The sequence below is a fragment of the Nannocystis pusilla genome (assembly GCF_020073745.1).
GTDB classification, from domain to species: domain Bacteria; phylum Myxococcota_A; class Polyangia; order Nannocystales; family Nannocystaceae; genus Nannocystis; species Nannocystis radixulma.
Genome location: NZ_JAIRAU010000031.1, coordinates 1 through 18,207 on the forward strand (window position 1 = coordinate 1; position 18,207 = coordinate 18,207).

The 18,207-nt window shown below is 73.1% G+C and carries 14 protein-coding genes; 10 read left to right on the forward strand and 4 right to left on the reverse strand.

From position 1 onward, the window contains the following. Positions 1-187: 187 nt before the first annotated feature. Positions 188-889, reverse strand: a complete 702-nt coding sequence (locus K7C98_RS24160) for a PspA/IM30 family protein (protein WP_224194111.1) — start codon at positions 887-889, stop codon at positions 188-190. A 114-nt stretch (positions 890-1,003) separates the two neighbouring features. On the opposite strand from K7C98_RS24160, the gene K7C98_RS24165 reads away from it, so the two are divergent. The 3 genes from K7C98_RS24165 (at position 1,004) to K7C98_RS24175 (ending at position 5,673) form a co-directional block, all read left to right on the forward strand. Continuing rightward, positions 1,004-2,185: an ATP-binding protein gene (locus K7C98_RS24165; RefSeq protein ID WP_224194112.1), complete on the forward strand. Its 1,182-nt coding sequence runs from the start codon at positions 1,004-1,006 to the stop codon at positions 2,183-2,185. A 660-nt stretch (positions 2,186-2,845) separates the two neighbouring features. After that, a complete protein-coding gene (locus tag K7C98_RS24170) occupies positions 2,846-4,699 on the forward strand; it encodes a trypsin-like serine protease (RefSeq protein WP_224194113.1) in 1,854 nt (617 codons plus the stop codon). Between the two features lie 266 nt (positions 4,700-4,965). Continuing rightward, positions 4,966-5,673, forward strand: coding sequence for a hypothetical protein (locus K7C98_RS24175; protein ID WP_224194114.1), 708 nt, complete (start codon positions 4,966-4,968; stop codon positions 5,671-5,673). Positions 5,674-5,879: 206 nt separating this feature from the next. Here K7C98_RS24175 and K7C98_RS24180 read toward each other — a convergent pair whose 3' ends face one another. Together K7C98_RS24180 and K7C98_RS24185 are read right to left on the reverse strand one after the other, a co-directional pair. Further along, positions 5,880-6,830 carry a homoserine kinase gene (locus K7C98_RS24180; protein ID WP_224194115.1) on the reverse strand — a complete coding sequence of 317 codons (951 nt, stop codon included), beginning with the start codon at positions 6,828-6,830 and terminating at the stop codon, positions 5,880-5,882. Between the two features lie 58 nt (positions 6,831-6,888). Then, positions 6,889-7,824 carry a DsbA family protein gene (locus K7C98_RS24185; RefSeq protein WP_224194116.1) on the reverse strand — a complete coding sequence of 312 codons (936 nt, stop codon included), beginning with the start codon at positions 7,822-7,824 and terminating at the stop codon, positions 6,889-6,891. Between the two features lie 257 nt (positions 7,825-8,081). Between K7C98_RS24185 and K7C98_RS24190 the strand changes: the two genes are divergently transcribed. The 5 genes from K7C98_RS24190 (at position 8,082) to K7C98_RS24210 (ending at position 15,253) form a co-directional block, all read left to right on the forward strand. Next, entirely contained in the window at positions 8,082-8,900 is an 819-nt protein-coding gene (locus tag K7C98_RS24190; protein ID WP_224194117.1) for an electron transfer flavoprotein subunit beta/FixA family protein, read from the forward strand. Position 8,901: 1 nt separating this feature from the next. Next, on the forward strand, positions 8,902-9,876 hold the full coding sequence (locus K7C98_RS24195; protein ID WP_224194118.1) for an electron transfer flavoprotein subunit alpha/FixB family protein: 975 nt from the start codon (positions 8,902-8,904) through the stop codon (positions 9,874-9,876). A gap of 171 nt (positions 9,877-10,047) precedes the next feature. Then, positions 10,048-11,664 carry a sensor histidine kinase gene (locus tag K7C98_RS24200; protein WP_224194119.1) on the forward strand — a complete coding sequence of 539 codons (1,617 nt, stop codon included), beginning with the start codon at positions 10,048-10,050 and terminating at the stop codon, positions 11,662-11,664. A gap of 94 nt (positions 11,665-11,758) precedes the next feature. Next, a complete protein-coding gene (locus K7C98_RS44970) occupies positions 11,759-13,861 on the forward strand; it encodes a sensor histidine kinase (RefSeq protein WP_224194120.1) in 2,103 nt (700 codons plus the stop codon). 321 nt (positions 13,862-14,182) lie between these two features. Further along, positions 14,183-15,253 (forward strand): tetratricopeptide repeat protein, encoded by a 1,071-nt coding sequence (locus tag K7C98_RS24210; protein ID WP_224194121.1) that lies wholly within the window; start codon positions 14,183-14,185, stop codon positions 15,251-15,253. 51 nt (positions 15,254-15,304) lie between these two features. Here K7C98_RS24210 and K7C98_RS24215 read toward each other — a convergent pair whose 3' ends face one another. Beyond that, a complete protein-coding gene (locus K7C98_RS24215; protein WP_224194122.1) occupies positions 15,305-15,661 on the reverse strand; it encodes a hypothetical protein in 357 nt (118 codons plus the stop codon). 402 nt (positions 15,662-16,063) lie between these two features. Here K7C98_RS24215 and K7C98_RS24220 point away from each other — a divergent pair, with 402 nt between their 5' ends. Both K7C98_RS24220 and K7C98_RS24225 read left to right on the forward strand, forming a co-directional pair. Beyond that, a complete protein-coding gene (locus K7C98_RS24220) occupies positions 16,064-16,990 on the forward strand; it encodes a hypothetical protein (RefSeq protein ID WP_224194123.1) in 927 nt (308 codons plus the stop codon). Positions 16,991-17,131: 141 nt separating this feature from the next. Further along, a complete protein-coding gene (locus K7C98_RS24225; protein WP_224194124.1) occupies positions 17,132-18,199 on the forward strand; it encodes a hypothetical protein in 1,068 nt (355 codons plus the stop codon). Positions 18,200-18,207 lie beyond the last annotated feature (8 nt).

The window sequence follows — 18,207 nt, forward strand, 5'->3', positions numbered from 1 at the left end:
CGCCTGCAGCAGGCGCGGGCGCTCGTTGGCGTTGCGGGTCGCCTCGGCGTAGGGGAACGCGGCCAGCAGCAGCAGCGCCAGCGCGGCCAGCAGGGCGGCCCCGCCGCGTGGACATGCCCCCGGGGACATGTCCTCCGGGACCTGCGCCATCACACCTGGCCGATCGGGCATGCCCGAGAGGACCGCCCTACTTCTTGCCCTCTTCGAGCTGCTTGGCCTGCATCTTGGCCTTGAGGGCCGCGAGCGCGTCGTCGAGGTCGTTCTTGGCGCTGAGGCCGTTGAGCTGGGCGTCGATCTGGGCCTCCTGGATCCGGCCGTCCATGTCCTCGGCGCTGACCTCGTTGAGCGCCTCGAGGCGGGCGATCTTGCTCTCGATCGCGTCCATGCGGGCGCCCGCGCCGGCGTCGCCGGGGATCGTGCTGGTGCCGCCGCTCTGCTTGTGCGCGCGGGCCTGGGCCATCAGCGTGCCGCGGCGCAGGTTCAGCGCCTTGAGCTTGGACTTGGCGTCGGTGATGCCCTGGCGCAGGTCCTCGACCAGCTTGCGCTGCTGGACCAGCGCCTCGTCGGTGGCCTCGCGCTCCTGCGTGATCTCGCCCTTGCGCTGCAGCGCCGCGCGGGCCAGCGTCTCGTCGCCGATCGTGATCGCCTGCTCGGCCCGCCGCTGCCACGCCGTCTCGTCGCGGGCCAGCTGCTCGAGCTTCTTCTCCATCATCTTCTGGTCGACGATCGCCTGCTTGAGGTCGAGCTCCGACTTGCGGATGTTCTCGGCCAGGTCGTCGAGCATCAGGGCCACCTCTTGCCCAGGATCCGACACGGCCTCGACCGCGTCGTTCAGCGTGCTCTGGATGGCCTTCTTCAGGCGGCGGAACAGCCCCGGTTTCTCCGACATGCGCGTCCTCGCGGGCGCCTCGCCCGCCTCGGTCGCCGAGTCTAGCGCGCGCCCCGTCGCCTGTCGCGTCCGACCTTGCAACCGCCGCCATTCCCGCCTATCAAAGCCGCGCGGATGGCAGGCACCTCCCCCTCGCCGCCCGGGCCCGAGCCCGGCCCCGGCCTCGTCGGCGTCCTCGGTCACGCGCAGGCCCAGGCGGCCGTGGTGCGCGCGCTCGGGCGCGGCCAGCTGCACCACGCGCTCGTGCTCGTCGGCCCCCGCGGCGTCGGCAAGGCGACCTTCGCCCGCGGCCTCGGCTGCGCCCTCCTGTGCCCGCAGCGCCCGGGCACCGGCTGCGGCGCCTGTCCCACCTGCCAGCGCGTCCTCGCCGGCAACCACCCGGACGTCGACTGGCTCGTGCCCGACAGCAAGGCCGGCCTGATCTCCGTCGACGCCGCGCGCGCCTGCCACGTGCGCCAGACCCACGCGCCCTACGAGGGCCGCGCCTACCTCGTCGTCGTCGACCCGGCCGACGCGCTCGGCGAGGCCGCCGGCAACGCGCTGCTCAAGACGATCGAGGAGCCCCGCCCCGGCGTCCACTTCGCCCTGCTCACCACCAACCTGCAGGGCGTGCTGCCGACGATCCTCAGCCGCTCGCTGCCGGTCCGCCTCGGCCGCCTCGACGACGCCATCGTCGGCGACATCGTCACCGCCCGCGCCCCCGACGCCCCGCCCGAGCGCCACGACATGGCCGTGCTGCTCGCCGAGGGCAGCGCCGGCGTGGCCCTCGAGCTGGCCTCCGACCCGTCGCTGGCCCGCAGCCTCGAGCTCGTCAAGCAGGCGATCACCGCCGTGCGCGCCGGCCCGCCCGCGATCTTCGGCGGCGACACCCACCCGCTGTGGCTGGCCTGGGCCGCCGCCACCGCGCCGATCGAGGCTGTCCCCGAGGACAGCCCCGCGGCCGCCGAGCCCGAGCCCGCCGGCGCGAAGAAGAAGAAGACCGCCAAGAAGGCCGCCAGGGCCGGCGGCGACGCCGAGGGCGGCGACAAGGCCGCGAGCAAGAAGGACGCCCCGGCGCTCCAGCGCGCCGCCGTGCGCCGCCTCGTCGAGCTGTGGATCCTCCACGTCCGCGAGCAGCTGCGCGGCCGCCCCGGCCTGCCCGGCCTGCCGCCGCCGCCCGCCGTGGCCCCCGGCACCCTCGTCGCCGCCATCACCGCCCTGCAGCGCCTCGGCGCCCGCATCGAGCGCATGGGCAACGTCCGCCTGATGCTCGAGCAGGGCCTGCTCGAGCAGAGCGCCCTGCTCGCCGGCGCCTAGCGAAATGTCTTTTGAGACATGCCCAAGAGGGCATGTCCTTTTCGCCAGGCACACGCGCTCCTCGCACCGGGCCGCCGCCGCGACGACCCGCGCCGGATCGCGCCCGGCCGCGGCCTGGGGACCTCCGGCGTACGACGGCCGAACGGCCCCGCGACGCCGCGCTCCCGCGCCCGCACCGGCGAGATCCACCGTCTGCCCATCGCGGTGACAGCGCAGCGACACGATCGCGTCACCGACATCGTTCCTGGAAGACATGTCGCGCGAATCGCAGCGGCTCGACTCGACCGACCTGTCTCGGCGCTCGCCGAGCAATGCGCCGATCCGACCGCGAATGGCCATTGTGTCACCGCGCCGCGCTGGGGCCGGCCGTGGACACGCTTCCTCATGATCCAGGCCGCCGGGCCCGTCGGCGCCGGCGTTCCCCGCGTGTTATCAGGTCCTCGGCGATCGTCGCCCAATTACGCATTCATCGCGGGCGATCGCCCGTGAGCGCCGTCCGACCGGCGCTCACGTCCGCCCTTATCCGCCGGATCCATCACGCGCATTGCACATAGCTTGATCCTTGTTGCTCCTATCATTGCCCGGGCGCGCGCCGGCGCGCGCTCGGGCCGTCGTTCGCATGTCCGTTGAAACACGTTTGAGCTGAAGGAATCAACAATCATGAAAGCCCACATTCACCTGTCCACTGCACTGCTGTTCGCCGTCTCCGCCTGTGATTCGCCCGACCAGATCGGCGAGTCCGACGCCGCCCACGACGCCGCTGTCGAGGCCGACGCCGCCCTCGCCGCCGAACCGCAGGACGACGAAGCAGCCGGCGGCAGCGGCACGGGCGGCCTCGACCTCGCCGCCGCCCTGGCGCCGCAGACGATCGTCGGCGGCGGGCCGGCGAGTGAGGGCGAGTACCCGTTCATGGGCTACCTCTCGTTCGACGGCCCCGGCGGCGTGCCGATGTGCGGCCTCACGCTGGTCGCGCCGCGCTACGTGCTGACGGCCGCGCATTGCATCACCGACACCACGCGCTCCGGCATCTCGCTGCCGGGCGACCTCACCGTGGTCCTCGGGCGCACCAATTGGACGAATACGGCCACCGGCGCGGTGCACGCGGTCGCCGAGGTGATCCGCCACCCGCGCTACACCCTCGACCCCGGCTACACCTCCAACGATCTGGCGGTGCTGCGCCTGTCGACCGCGTCGACGCGCACGCCCGTCGAGATCGCCCAGCCGCACTGGGGCAGCGACCGCGTGTCGTGGCTGCCCGGCGTGATGGCGACCGCGATCGGCTGGGGCTGGACCGGCACCACGTATCCCAATGTGCTGCAGGAGGTCCAGGTGCCGGTCGCCAGCGACGCGACCGTGGCGGCCAACTACGGCAGCGACTTCAACCCCAAGGTCATGGTCGGCGCAGGCTACCCTGCCGGCGGCAAGGACGCCTGTTCGGGCGACAGCGGCGGGCCGCTCCTCACCTGGACCGCGACCGGCTGGAAGCAGTTCGGCGTGGTCAGCTGGGGCGACGGCTGCGCCCTCGCCAACAAGGCCGGCATCTACACCCGGATCAGCGCCCAGCTGCTGCACCGCTGGCTGCGCGCCGTCATCCACGAGACGCCGCTGGTCGGCGACTTCAACGGTGACGGCCGCGACGACATCGTCACCTTCACCCACGGCGACTCGAGCGCGGGCCCGCTCGACGCCATCGTCTCGCTGTCGAACGGCAGCACCTTCGGCGGCGCCACGGTGTGGCAGGACTGGTGGTCGCACCGCGGCAACGTCCCGGCCGTCGGCGACTTCAACAACGACGGCCGCGACGACATCTGGTCATTCACCGAGTCCGGCGTGTGGGTCGCGCTCTCGCGCGGCTACGACTTCAACGGCTCGATCTTCGTCAGCCCGGCCGGCAGCACCGACAGCGAGGACATCGGCCGTGTCGGCGACGTCAACGGCGACGGCCGCGCGGACGCCGTCCTGTTCGCCGCCGACGGCACCGGCGACGTCCACGTCATGCTCTCGACCGCCTCCGGCTTCGGGCCCAAGACCAAATGGCACGAGTTCTTCGCCCCCGAGGGCGAGACCCCGCAGGTCGCCGACGTCAACGGCGACGGCCGGGCCGACATCGTCACCTTCACCCAGGGCATGAACGCCAACCAGGTGTTCGTCGCCCTCTCGAGCGGCTCGGGCTTCGGCGCCGCCACCGTGTGGAACACCTACTTCGCCCTGCCTGGCGAGGTGCCCGCGCTCGGCCGCTTCAACGCCGGGGCCGCCGCCGACATCATCACCTTCGTCAAGGCCGGCGCGGTCTACGTCGGCCTGTCGAACGCCGTCAACAGCTTCGGCTCGGCCTTCTGGGACGCCGACTTCGGCGACTTCAACGACACCTACCGCGTCGGCGACGTCAACGGCGACGGCCGCGACGACATCCTCCGCTTCACCCAGGACCAGAGCGCCGACGTGTACGTCGCCCTCAACAACGGCACGAGCTTCAACACCGCCTACCTGGCCCACGGCTTCTTCGCCCCGTGAGCCGCGGACCCGCGCGCTCTCGCTTCCCCATGCACGATCGGGCAGGTCCGGTCAGACATGAGGCTATCCTCGCCTGACCATGTTCGATCGGGCATGTCCGATCAGGCAGGCACCCCGATCGCCGGGAGACCGCCTCCACCTGGCAATGGGCATATCCTGTCGCCAGGGCGACCGCCCGCGTCGCCGGGTCCGCGTCCGCAGCCGGTCGCGCGAGATCGGCCAGCCTTCGCTCGCGCAGGACCCCGCGGGTGACGTACGATCGCGGCATGCACCTCGTCGGCGCGCTCGCCAGCCTCCTGCTCGCCTCGCCGGCCATCGCGCCCGCCTCTCCGGCCTCACCGGCAGCCCCTCCGCCGCCCCCGGCGAACGAGGCGGCCGCGCCCGCCTCGCCGACCGTCGCGCCCACGACCGCCGCGCCGACCGCAGCACCTCCCCCGTCTCCGCCGCCCGCCGCGACCTTCCCGCCGCCGCCGGTTCCGCCCCCGCCGCCGAGCAGCCAGGCTCCCGCCCCGCAGGTGACGCCGGTGCCCGCCTCGCTGGCGAGCGAGGCCGCCGTCTACCAGGACCTCCAGCAGCGCACCGGCCTCGATCTGCAGCGCGTGTGGACCGACTACCAGACCGACCACCGCGCCGGCCAGGGTTTTCATGAGTTCGCGCGCGCCCGGTTTCGTCGCCGCCTCGGTGCCGGCATCGCCCTCTCCATCGCCGGCCTCGGCCTCAGCGCCGCCGGCATCGCCCTCGTGCTCCTCGCCGACCAGGAGGACCGCGAGGTCGACGTCATCGGCGGCGCCCTCGTGATCACCGCCGGCTTCGGCCTCGCCGTCCCCGGCGCGATCCTCTGGCCGACCAGCCAGGTCCGCCTGCACAAGCTCAAGAAAGCCCGCCCGGCCACCACCGCGCGCCTGCAGCTGCGCGCTGCCGGCCCGGTGGTGCTCCCGCGCGGCCTCGGCCTCGGCCTCGGCCTCGCCTTCTGACCTCGATCCAATCATGTCTTGAGAGACATGTCCGAAAGACCGCTCGGCGCTCCGGTGGGCTCGGATCCGTCCGCGAGCGCCGCTCTCGCGCGCCTCACGCCCGCGACCCGCGGCCTGCCCGATCACACATGTCCAGGAGAACATGTCCCCACGAACATGCCCTGAACAGCATGTCCCCGCGGCCATGCTCGAGCGCGCCGAGCGGCTCAGTGCAGCAGCGTCGACACCACGCGGGCGCCCGGCCCGACCTGGTCGCACAGCCCGGTGCCGGGCACGCCGGCGAGCGTGAAGCACTCCTCGAGGATCGCCAGCAGCGCCTCGGCGCGGCCGCGCGAGGCGGCCAGGGCGAACGTGGTCGGGCCCGAGCCGCTGATGCTGCAGGCGAGGGCGCCGGCCTCGCAGCAGGCCGCCTTGGCGTCGAGGTAGCCGGGGATCAGGCGCGCGCGGCACGGCTCGACCAGCTCGTCGACGATCGCCTCGCCGAGCAGCGACAGGTCGCCGCAGTGGAGCGCGTGGACCAGGAGCCCGAGGCGGCTGGCTTGCTGGACCGTGGCGGCCAGCGGCACCTGGGCGGGCAGCACGGCGCGGGCCTCGGCGGTGTTGACCGAGCAGCCCGGGGTGTACACCGCCAGCCACAGGTCGGAGGGGCTCGGCAGCGCGATCAGGCGCAGCGGGTCGAGCTGCGGGATGAGCACGACCCCGCCGAGGATCGCCGGCGCCACGTTGTCGGGGTGGGGCGCGCCGCAGGCGACGCGCTCGCCCTCGCGGGCCAGGTCGACCAGCTGCGCCGGCTGCAGCCCGAGCCCGAGCGCCGCGTCGGCCGCCACCAGCGCCGCGCAGGCGCTCGCGCCCGACGACCCGAGCCCGCTGCCGAGCGGCAGGCCCTTGTGGACCTCGAGCTCGACCCCGGCGTCGGGCGCGTGGCGCCGCAGCAGCTCCGCGACCGCCACGCCGGCGGTGTTCTTGTCGGCCGCGCGCGGCAGCTTGCCGCCGTCGCCCTCGACCTTGACGATCGTCACTCCCGGCGCCTCGGCCCGGCGCGCGCGCACCCGGTCGCCCGGCCCGCGCAGCGCGAGGCCCAGGCAGTCGAAGCCGGGCCCGAGGTTCGACACCGTCGCGGGCGCGAACGCCTCGATCCATGGTCGCGGTCGTGACATGTCCAAAGAGTCAGACTCAGGACGAGCGCGAAGTCAAGCCGCCGCCGGCCGGTCGCGCTCAGCGGCGCAGGGCGTCGTCGATCCAGCCGACGACCGTGCCGCCGAACATGTACTCGTTGAAGCTGCGGCCGTTGACGAACACCGCCGGGGTGCCCGAGATCTCGAGCTTCTCGCCCTCGGCGCGGTCGGCCTCGACCAGGTCCTTGCCCTTGAGCGCGGCGAAGTCGGCGTCGAACTGCTTCATGTCGAGGCCGATCTTCTGCGCGTACTTGCGGATGTCGGCGTCGGACAGCGCCGTCTGGTTCTCGAAGACGATGTCGTGCATCTCCCAGAACTTGCCCTGCGACTGGGCGGCGACGGTGGCGATCGCGGCGACCTTGGCGCGCGGGTGGGCCGACAGCGGGAAGTGCTTGAACACCAGCTTGGCGCGGCCGCGGAACTGGTCGATCGCCTGGCGCAGCACCGGCGCCTCGGCGCGGCAGTGCGGGCACTCGAAGTCGGCGAACACCACGACCGTCACCGGCGCCCGCTCGTTGCCGTAGACCGGGCGGCCCTCGATGTCGATCTTGCGCGGCTGCAGCGCGCCGACCACGAACTCCATGTTGGCCTTGATGTCGCTCGCCGAGGCGCCGGAGGCCAGCGCGTCGGCGATGAACTGCGACACGCTGAGCGAGTCGCGGCAGGCGGCGTCGTCGCGCAGCGACACGGCCAGGCTGTGCGGCTTGCCGCAGGCCGACGGCTCGCTGTTGATCAGCTGGAAGAAGCTGGTCTTCTGCGGCTCCGAGAGGCGCGACAGGTCGACGCCCTTGGCCTCGGTGATCTCGCCGCCGGGCGGCGGCGTGACCTCGCTCGGCGGCGCCTCGGCCTTCGTGTCCGCGGCCACCGGCCCGCCCTTGTTCTCCGGGGTGCCGGCCTCGGGCACCGAGGTGCACGCGGGGCTACAGGCCGAGAGGATGAGGAGCAGCGGTGCGAGCGAGCACTTGGAGCGGGTCATCGCGGATGATCCTGGCGGGCGCAGCCGGCGAGTTCGCCGCAAGTTCGCAGCGTCCGGCAGAATTGGCGGCGCAACGCTAACGCACGCATCGCTCGCCCGCAAGCGTCCCCGACCGCCGCGGCCTTCTGTCCGGACACGGCGGGCACGGGCAGATGACCGCGGAGAAAGCTCCACATCCGGGGAAAAACTCACCCGGACGGACGCATTGACACGGTTCTCTGCCCGGGCGATACAGCCTCGCGCAGGAGGAGTCCCTTTTGAAAATTTTGGTCTGTGTCAAGCGGATCCCGGATCCCGACGAGAGCCTGAAATTCACGGGCGGCGGGCTCGACTACTCTGCCTCGAAGTGGGTCCCGAACGCCTTCGACGAGTACGCCATCGAGACCGCCCTCCGCCTCGCCGAAGTCGTCGGCGGCGCCCAGCGGCTGGCCGAGGTGATCGTCCTCGGGATCGGCCCGGAGAACCAGCGCCAGCAGCTCACCCAGTTCCTGGCCATGGGCGCCGACCGCGGCATCATCGTCGACGCCGACCCGGACAAGCTCGACACCGCCACCGTGTCCAAGCTGATCGCCGCGGTGTTCAAGAAGGAGGCCTGTGACCTCCTCATCGCCGGCAAGCTGTCGCAGGACAACGAGGGCGGCCAGGTCCCGCAGCGCGTCGCCGGCCTGCTCGACGTCCCGCAGGCGAGCTTCGCCGCGACGCTCGAGTGGGACCAGGCGGGCAAGGCGCTGACGGTCGGCCGTGAGGTCGACGACGGCGTCGAGGTCAAGCGCGTCCCGCTGCCGGCGGTCGTCTCGGTCGACCTCCGCATCGTCCTGCCGAAGAGCGTCAAGAACGGCTCGACCCCGGCGACCCACGCCTACCAGGAGGGCCCGCGGCTCGCCTCGCTCAAGGGCATCACCATGGCCAAGCGCAAGCCGGTGGCCGTGCTGAAGCCGTCCGACCTCGGCGTCGCCGCCGGCGCCGGCGAGCAGGTGACCGGCGTGGCCGCCCCGCCGGCGCGCAAGGCCGGTCAGAAGGTCAAGACGGTCGAGGAGCTGTTCGACAAGCTCACGAAGGAAGCGAAGGTCATCTAACATGAGCAAGGTCCTCGTCATCCTCGAAACCGCCGGCGGCCAGCTGCGCCCGCACAGCCTCCCCGGCATCACTTGCGCCGCCGAGATCGCGCGCGCCACCGGCAAGCCGCTGCACCTGCTCGTGCTCGGCGCCCAGCCCGGCGAGGCCGCCCAGGCCGTCGCCGCCGCCGGTTACGGCGCCGCCGCGGTGCACACGCTCGCCGCCCCCGAGCTCGAGCCGTTCACCGCCGAGGCGTGGGGCGACGCGATCGTCCACGCCGCGCGCACCCTCGACGCCAGCGTGATCGGCGGCACCGCATCGTCGACGCTGCGCGACGCCCTCCCGCGGGCCGCCGCCATCCTCGACGCGCCGCTCGTCTCCGAGGTCGTCAAGGTCAAGTCGGGCGACACCTTCGTCCGCCCGATCTCGGCCGGCCGCGCCCTGCAGGACCAGAAGGTCAACAGCGGCACGTTCTTCTTCACCGCCCGCGGCACCGAGTTCGAGCACGCGCACCCGACCGGCGCCGTGCCCGTGCAGGCGCTCGCCGCGGCGGCCGTCAGCACCCGCGGCGCGCAGGTCAAGGGCGTGCAGAAGACCGAGTCGTCGCGCCCGCAGCTCACCGAGGCCAAGGTCATCGTGTCCGGCGGCCGCGGCATGCGTGAGGGCGCCAACTTCAAGATCCTCGAGCAGCTCACCGACCTGCTCGGCGGCGCTCTGGGCGCCAGCCGGGCCGCGACCGACGCGGGCATGGTCCCGGCCGACCTGCAGGTCGGTCAGACCGGCAAGATCGTCGCCCCGGAGCTCTACTTCGCCGTGGCGATCTCGGGCGCGATCCAGCACCTCGCCGGCATGAAGGGCTCGAAGACGATCGTCGCCATCAACAAGGACGCCGAGGCCCCCATCTTCCAGGTCGCCGACTACGGCCTGGTCGCCAAGTGGGAAGAGGCCGTCCCGCAGCTCGTCGAGCTGATCAAGGCCCGCAAGGGCGCGGCCTGAGCGCTGCGCCCGGGCCCCGGGCGCCTCGCATCGACCTGAATGGAGCATCGGCGCGGCCTCGCCCCTCACCCCCACCGGTGAGGGCCGAGGCCGCCGCCGTCTTCGGCCCGCGCCGGCCGCCCGCGGCCCGCCGCGCCGGCGCTGCGAAGGGTGTTACGCTGGCGGCCCGCAATGGGCAGCCAGACCGCATCGCGGCGGCAGACCGTGTACGCCCTCGCGATCGCCATGGTCGCCGGCATCGCCCTGCTCGTCGTCTCGCAGGTCGCGCTGACGTACATGACCGGCGAGCCGCTGCGACGCACCGCGGCGGTCGTCGCCGGCATGGTCGCGCTGGTCCACGTCGCCGTCGTCTACCTGTCCTCAAGGACAGGCATCATCGAGACCGCCGGCCGCGAGGCCGTGCGCGCCTTCGTGGTCGCCCCGCCGGCCGCGCTGGTGCTCGCCGTCCCGCTGCTGTGGGGCAGCGTGCTGCAGACCACCAGCGTCCCGGTGCTGGTGCCCTCGCTCGGCCCCGTGCTCGCGGCCGTGTGGGGCGTCGCTCTCGCCCTGGCCCCGGCCTGTCTGGCCGCCTATCAGCACCTCGGCGGCGCCCCGCGGACCGTCGGTCGCGACGAGCACCAGACCGCCCACGCCGCCTGGTGCTCGCTGTTCGCCAGCGCGGTCAGCTCGGCCGGCCTGCTCGCCATGGGCCGGGTCCTCGCCGCCGCCGCGCCCGAGGCCAGCTCGCGCGAGCTGTGGCCCGCCTTCGGCCTCGCCATCCTCACCGGCCTGTTCGCCCGCGCCGGCAGCGTGTTCGCCCGCGACGCCGGCGGCGAGGTGCTGTCGCTCGCGCGCCGGCTCGACCGCGTCAACATCGACACCGCCGCCGGCAGCCGCCCGCTCGTCACCACCCGCGTCGACGGCCTCGGCGCCCTGCAGAACGAGCTCGAGCGGCTGCGCCGCGACCTCGTCGGCGAGCACCGGCTCTACAAGGAGACCCTGCTGCAGACGCGCGAGGCCGCCGAGGCCAAGGCCGAGTTCCTGGCCGCCGTCAGCCACGAGCTGCGGACCCCGCTCAACTCGATCTGCGGCTTCTCCCAGCTGCTCCTCGAGGGCCTGTCGACCCCGCTGTCCGACGAGCAGCGCGAAGACATCCGCCTGATCCGGACCAGCGGCATGCAGCTGCTCGGGCTCATCAACGACATCCTCGACATCTCGATGATCGAGTCGGGCGAGCTGCGGCTCTACTTCGCCTCCGAAGATCCGGCCGACATGATCGACGAGGTGTGGCGGCAGCACCGGCCGCTCGTGCAGGAGGCCGGCCTCGAGCTGCGCACCGAGGTCCCGGGCGACCTCCCGCGGGTCGTGTGCGACCGCCGGCGGATCTGCCAGATCTTGAACAACCTGCTGTCGAACGCGACCAAATTCACCGAGAAGGGCACGATCATCGTCTCGGCCGCGTTCGAGCCGCTGCACGGGCGCGTGCTGATCCGCGTGACCGACACCGGCATCGGCATCGCGCCCGAGGACATCGACAAGATCTTCCAGGAGTACCGCCAGGTCGGCAACCTCGCCCAGCGCAAGAAGGGCACCGGCCTCGGCCTGGCGATCGCGCGCAGCATCGCCAACCACCACTCCGGCTCGCTCGAGGTCAGCTCGACCCTCGGGCGCGGCTCGACCTTCACCCTCTCGCTGCCGCTCACCCCGCCGCGCAAGCCGAGCTCGATCGACATGACCGAAGAGGCAGTCCGCGCCAGCCAGCGGTTCTGGAGCCCGCGCAGCTCGTCCGTCGGGGAGGTCGAGCCGTGAGCCGGCGCAGCGCGATCGACATGACCGAAGAGACATGTCGTCTCAACCCGCGGCTCTGGAGCCCGCGCAGCTCGTCCGTCGGGGAGGTCGAGCCGTGAGCGATCGCAGCGTCTCGTCCGAGTCGCAGTGGGAGGGCAGCACCGAGGACCTCGTCGGCCTCGCGCGCGCCGTCGACGACCTCGCGCCCGGCTACCCGCGGGCGGGTCAGCCGACGCGCCTGCGAGCCGAGCGCGACGTGCTCGCCGGGGTCGCGGCCGCCTACACCTTCGCCGTCGGCCTCGACGTCGCCTGGGCGCTGATCGTGTGGGACAGCCGCGGCGCGGTCGCCCCGTGGCCGCTGTTCGCCCTGCTCGTCCCGCACCTCTTCATCCTCACCGCCGCGCTCCTCACCGTCTACGCCGCCTTGCCGGCGGCCCGGTGGTTGCGGCCCGACGAGCTCGGGCGCCCGGTCGCGCCCGCGGGCGCCTGGCTGGTGCGCGCGTTCGGCTTCCTCGCCCTGCCGCTGCACCCGCTGCTCGAGGCGCGCGAGCGCAACGAGCTGCTGCGGGTCGCCCCGCGGGCCGAGGTCGAGCAGGCCGCGCTCGCGCTGCAGGAGGTCCCGCGGACCGTCGCCCGCGCCGTCCTCAGCGGCCTCCTCGTCATCGCCCTCAGCGACGCGCTGATCGCCCGCAACCCGCTGCAGTGGACCTGGTCGACCACCCTCGCCCACGCCTGCCTGTGGGCCGCGATCGCCGCCCCGCTGGCCACGCTGGCCGCCCACTGGGCCCGCCGAGCTGTCCGCGGGGACATCCTCGCCTGTCCGATCGCGCAGCTGCCGGTCGGCGACCGCCCGCGGCGCATGACCGCCCGCCTGCGCGTCTGGTCGGGCATCTTGCTGCTCTCCGGCGTCACCGCCCCGCTGCTCGGCTCCCACCTGTGGCTGCACGCCCACGCCCGCGCCGACGCCGTCGCCGCGGCCCAGCGGACCGCCGAGGCCCTGATCGAGGTCGCCGGTCCGGCCGACGAGGAGGACCTCGGCCGCCGCCTCGCCGCCGCCCCGGGCGCCACCGTCCTCACCGCCCGCGGCGCCATCTACGGCGCTGACCTGTCCCTCAAGCCAGGTGATGAGGGCCTCCTCGACGCCGACGGCGACGGCGAGTACGACCGCTTCGCCGTCCAGCGCGGCGGCGCGCGGGCGGTCGTCCCGCTGCGCCGCGCCCCGGTCGACAACGCCGTCCCGTTCGTGCTCGCCGGCGCATTGGCCACCCTCGCCGGCATGCTGGCGATCGCCCTGTACGCGCGCCGCAGCGAGCGCGACCTCGCCCGCGTGCGCGCCCACCTGCGCGAGGAGCCGGCCCCCGCGCCGCAGGGCCCCGAGTGGCAGGCGCTCGCGCAGGCGATCGAGGCCCTGGTCGCGCGCATGCACGAGGCCACGATCGCCCGCTTCGTCGCGCTCGAGAAGGCCGAGGAGACCGACCGCCTGCGCAGTCAGTTCCTCGCCAACATGAGCCACGACCTGCGCTCGCCGCTCAACTCGATCCTCGGCTTCTCCTCGCTGCTGCTGCGCGGCGTCGACGGCACCCTCGACGCCGAGACGCGCGAGATGGTCGAGACCATCGCCGCGGCCGGGCGCGACCTCCTGGCCCAGATCGACGCCATCCTCGACATGGCGCGCATCGAGGCGCGCCGGATCGAGAAGCAGGCCGAGCCGGTCCCGCTGGCCCCGCTGATCAGCAAGGCCGTGCAGCGCGCCCGCGTCCGCGGCGGCGACCACCTCAACTACACCGTCGAGGCCGTGCCCGGCCTGCCCACCGCCTACATCGACCCGCGCCACCTCGTCCAGGCGCTCGAGAACCTGCTGCTGTTCGCCGGCAAGCGCCTCACCGCCGGCTCGCTCAACATCAAGCTGCGCCGCGGCGACCCCGACGCCCCGCTCGGCCTCCAGCTCCACGTCACCACCCCGCTCAAGCCCGCCAGCGAGCAGCAGATGGGCCTCGCGCGCAAGGGCTTCCACCGCCTCCCCGGCCACCGCGGCCTCGGCCTCGAGCTGCCGATCGCCGACGCCCTGCTCAAGATCGAGGGCTGCCGCCTCGACGTCCGCGAGGTCGGCCAGGCCATGGTCTTTAAAATTCACCTGCCCGCCGCCGAGGCGCGCAGCCGCGTCCCGCTGATCGAGCGCGCCCACCCCGCCGCCGACAGCACCGCCCCGCCGGCCTGAGGGACATGTCCCTCAAAACATTCCCCATAAGACATGCCCTATCGGGCATGATCTAAAGAACATGCCGGCCGGCACTCCCGCGCTCGCCGCCGACTCGCGCCGATGCCACATGTCCTTTCGAACATTCTTAAAAAGACATGCCCCATCAGCCGCGTTCACGTGCGCCGCGCGCCGGCTCCGCGTGGACGGCCGTCCATCCGGCCGTTCTCGCGCGCCCGCGCGCACGCTCGCGCGATCACGCGCCGAGGGCCGCGCAGGCTTGCGCGTTGAGCCGCACTGCGGCCAGCCACTATACTGGCCGGCGCTGTCGCAGCGAGCACCGTGTCCCAGGAACACCCGCACACCGCCATCGCCCTCCACGCTGTCGGCCAGGAGCTGCGACGGCAGGGCAAGTTCGAGGAGGCCCTCGATCACTACAACCGGGCGCTCGCGCTGCAGCGGACGGTCCTCGGCGCCAAGCACCCGTACACGGCGAGCACGCTGAGCGCGATCGGCCAGATCCTGTTCGTCCAGGGCCAGCACGTCGCCGCCCTCGATCACCACCGGCAGGCCTTCTCGATCAAGCGCGAGCTGCTCGGCCCTGGTCACATCTTCACCGCCAACACCCTGTTCGACCTCGGCCTGGCGCTGTTCGCCTCCGGGCAGCGCGACGAGGCGCTGGCCGCCTACACGCGGGCTCTGGCCGTCCAGCTGCGCAGCCTCGGGCCCGGTCATGCGCGCACGATCGCGACCCAGCAGGCGATCGGCGAGCTGCTGCTCGCCGAGGGTCACTTCGCCGACGCCCTCAGCCACCTCCACGCCGCGCTCACCGGCCTCGAGCAGCTGCGCGCCGCCGCCGACGCCGCCGACATCGACCGGCGCCTGATCCCCGTGATCGTCGGCATCGGCCAGGTCCTGTTTCAACAGAACCAGTACGCCGAGTCGCTGGTCCAGTACCAGCGCGCACTCGGCCTCAGCGAGACGCACCGCGGCGCCGGCCACGAGGACACGCTCGCCATCCTCCACGACCTCGGCCGCGCCCGCGGCCGCGCCGGCGACATCGACGGGGCCCTCGACGCCTTCCAGCGCAACCTCGCCGGGCTGCGCGCGCTGTACGGCGACGAGCACGCCAAGGCCGCCGTCACCCTCAACGCGATCGGCCAGGTCCACTACGGCCGCGGCGATCACCAGGCCGCGCTCGAGCACTACCGCCAGGCCCTCGAGATCCGCCAGCGCGTCCTCGGCTCCGAGCACTGGCAGACCGTCAGCTCGCGCTTCAACTGCGGCACCGCCCTGCGCGAGCTCGGCGACCCGGCCGGCCAGTACGAGATGGCCGCCGCCGCCGAGGCCCTCGAGCGCCTCCTCGGCCCCGAGCACCCGCACGTGCAATCGACCCGCTCCTGGCTGCGATAGCGCCGCGACCGGGCGCTCGCTCCGCCCGGCCCCGTCGGTGGCGAGCGCGCCTCAGTCTCGCTCGCCGTAGCACGAATCTTCGAAGTCGAGGTTGTACCGGTGGCAGTACTTCTTCGCCTTGTTGCGGCACCAGCCGTCCGGCTTGTCGACCGGGTCGACCGGAGTCCGCCAGGCCCGGCGGTACTCGTCGAAGCCCTCGCAGTAGGCCAGGCAGTAGATCTTGACCTCGCCCTCCTCCCACGTGAACGACGCGCCGCTCTCGTCGCCGACCACGCACTCGTAGTCGCGCGCCACCGCGGGAATCTCGGTGAAATCGTCGGAAGGCGCGGCCGCCTCGTCGGGCTCCGCGGAGAGCCCCTCGGCATCGCCGGGCACGGGGAGCGCGGTCAACAAAGCACTCACGAGCATCTCGATCATCATCGTCGCCTCATCCTCGCCGCCGCCTCCATGGCGTCGGCCGCGGAAATATGGCCGCACGCGCGGCATCGTCCAGCGGGCGGCAAGCGAGAATTCGTGGCCGCCGGCCCGTCTGCGCCGGACGTTCGCCGCGGACCGGACCGCTCGACGACTCCGCTCCGGCTCGCCGTCGCACGCCCGCACGGTGAAGGCATGACTATCGAGACATGCTCTTGACAACATGTTCGATCGAGCAGCAGCATCCACCGTCACGACGCGGGGCGCGCGATCGCACGTGTCCCTTTCGACATGCCCCGTCAGACAGCATCCGCGTGGAGGACCGCCGCCCCGCGCCGCGGCCCGCCCCGCTCCGTCGCGATTGACCGCCCGGCGCGCGCGAAGTATCACCCTGACATGCGCCGCGTCCCGGTCCGCCGCCTCGGCCTCGTCGCCGCCGTCGCGCTCGCCTGCTCGCGGCCGGCCGCGCGGACCCAGGTCGACCCGCTCACCCTCTTGCCGGCGGACGCCAGCCTGATCGCCCACGTCGACCTGCAGGCCCTGCGGGCCGCCCCGCTGTGGCAGCAGAACCGCCCCTTGCTCGACGCCGACCCCGAGGCCCGGCGCACCCTCGACGCCCTCGCCACCTGCCGCGTCCCGTTCGACGGCCTGCGCACGCTCGACCTCGCGGTGGCGGCCAACGGCGTCGACGTCGCCGCCGTCCTCGTCGGCGACGGCGTCGGCGAGCGCGACCGGCTCACCTGTCTCGAAGGTCAGCTCCCCGATCGCGGGATCCGCCTCGACACCGGCGAAGCCGAGCCCGTCGTCGTCCTCGGCGGCGCGCGCGGGCGGATCCACGCCCCCGACGTCCTCGTGCTCGCCACCCCGGGCTGGTCGCAGCAGCTCGACGCCCTGCGGGCCGGCACCGGCGCCGCCGCGGCCACCGGCCCGCTGCAGCCGCTGCTCGCGCGCGTCCCGGCCGACCGGCCGATCTGGTTCGCGGGCCAGGTCCCGACCCAGGCCGCCGTCTCGCTCGCGCCCGCGCTGTCCGGCCTCGAGCGGGTGCGCGGCGCCCTCGACCTGCGCGACGGCCTCGGCGTCGAGCTGGCCCTCGACATGCGCGGCGAGGACGTCGCCGCCGCCACCCTGGCCGAGCTGCGGCGCCAGTTCGACGGCCTCCGCGGCGCCGGGCTGCCGCCCGCGATCCTCGACCGCGTCGGCCTCGGCCAGGCAGGCACCGAGGTCACGATCGAGGTCCGTCTCGGCATGGCCGAGATCGCCGCGCTGCGCGGCCTCGCCGAGGCCCTGCGCCCCGCCCCCGCGCCGACCACCCCCTCGCCGTGACGCCCGCGATCGCGGCTGCGCACGCCTTGCCGGCCTCGCCGTCGCGGCATCGACCGGGCGAGCGACGCGTGAGGCATCGCCGCGCCGTGCGTGGTTCAGGACGGCGTCGACGCCCGCGCACCTTCGCGCCATACTCGCCGCGTGCACGTCCGCTCCCTCGCCTCTGCCTGCGGCCTCGTCCTCGCCCCGCTGATCGCCTGCGGCGACGCCACCCAGTCCACCAGCGAGGCCGGCGATCCGAGCGGTCCGGTGCTCACCGGCACCACCACCGGCATCGTCTTGCCGCCGACGAGCACCACCACCACCGGCCCCGGCGGCGATTCAAGCGTCACCACGGCCGGGCCCGAGAAGTACGATCTACCCGACGAGCCGCCCCCCGAGGTGCCCGGCTGCGGCGCCGTCGACGTCCTGTTCGTGATCGACAACTCGAAGTCGATGGCGCAGTACCAGAGCGCCCTGGCCGAGGCGTTCCCGCAGTTCGTCGACGCCATGATCGCCAACCTGCCCGAGAGCGTCGACCTCCACGTCGGCGTCACCACCACCGACTTCTACTGCACCGGCGCCGGCCAGGAGTGCTGCCCCGACAACTGCCCGGTGGGCAACACCCAGTGCCAGATCGGCACCACCCCCGAGGAGGTCGAGGCGATCGACAAGTACTACGTCCCGCCCACCAGCGGCGACAACGGGGCCAACGGCGCGCAGGGCCGGCTGTTCGTGCACGAGGGCCTCAGCTACTTCGCCACCAACACCGACGACGATCCCGCCCCGCTCAAGGCGTGGTTCACCGGCGCCGCCACGGCCGCCGGCGAGCAGGGCTCCTCGCTCGAGATGCCCGTCGCCGCCGCCGCCTACGCCACCAGCGCCACCAACGCCGTCGCCAACCAGGGCTTCCTGCGCGACAGCGATACCATCCTCCTCGTCTTCTTCCTCACCAACGACCCCGACGCCTCGGTCGAGGTCCTCTCGACCTACACCGCCATGGTCCGCGAGGCCAAGGCCGACTGCGGCGGCGACGCCTGCATCCTCACCGCCGGCCTGCTCAAGAAGTGCGTCCCCGACGAGAACCAGAAGCTGTGGCAGTTCATGAAGGCGTTCGGCGAGCCGCCGATCTGGGGCGACATCGAGGACAAGGCCGGCTACGTCGACGTCGTCGGCGACGCCCTCGCCGCCACCATCGGCGACGCCTGCATCCACATCCCTGTCGGTTGAGACATGTC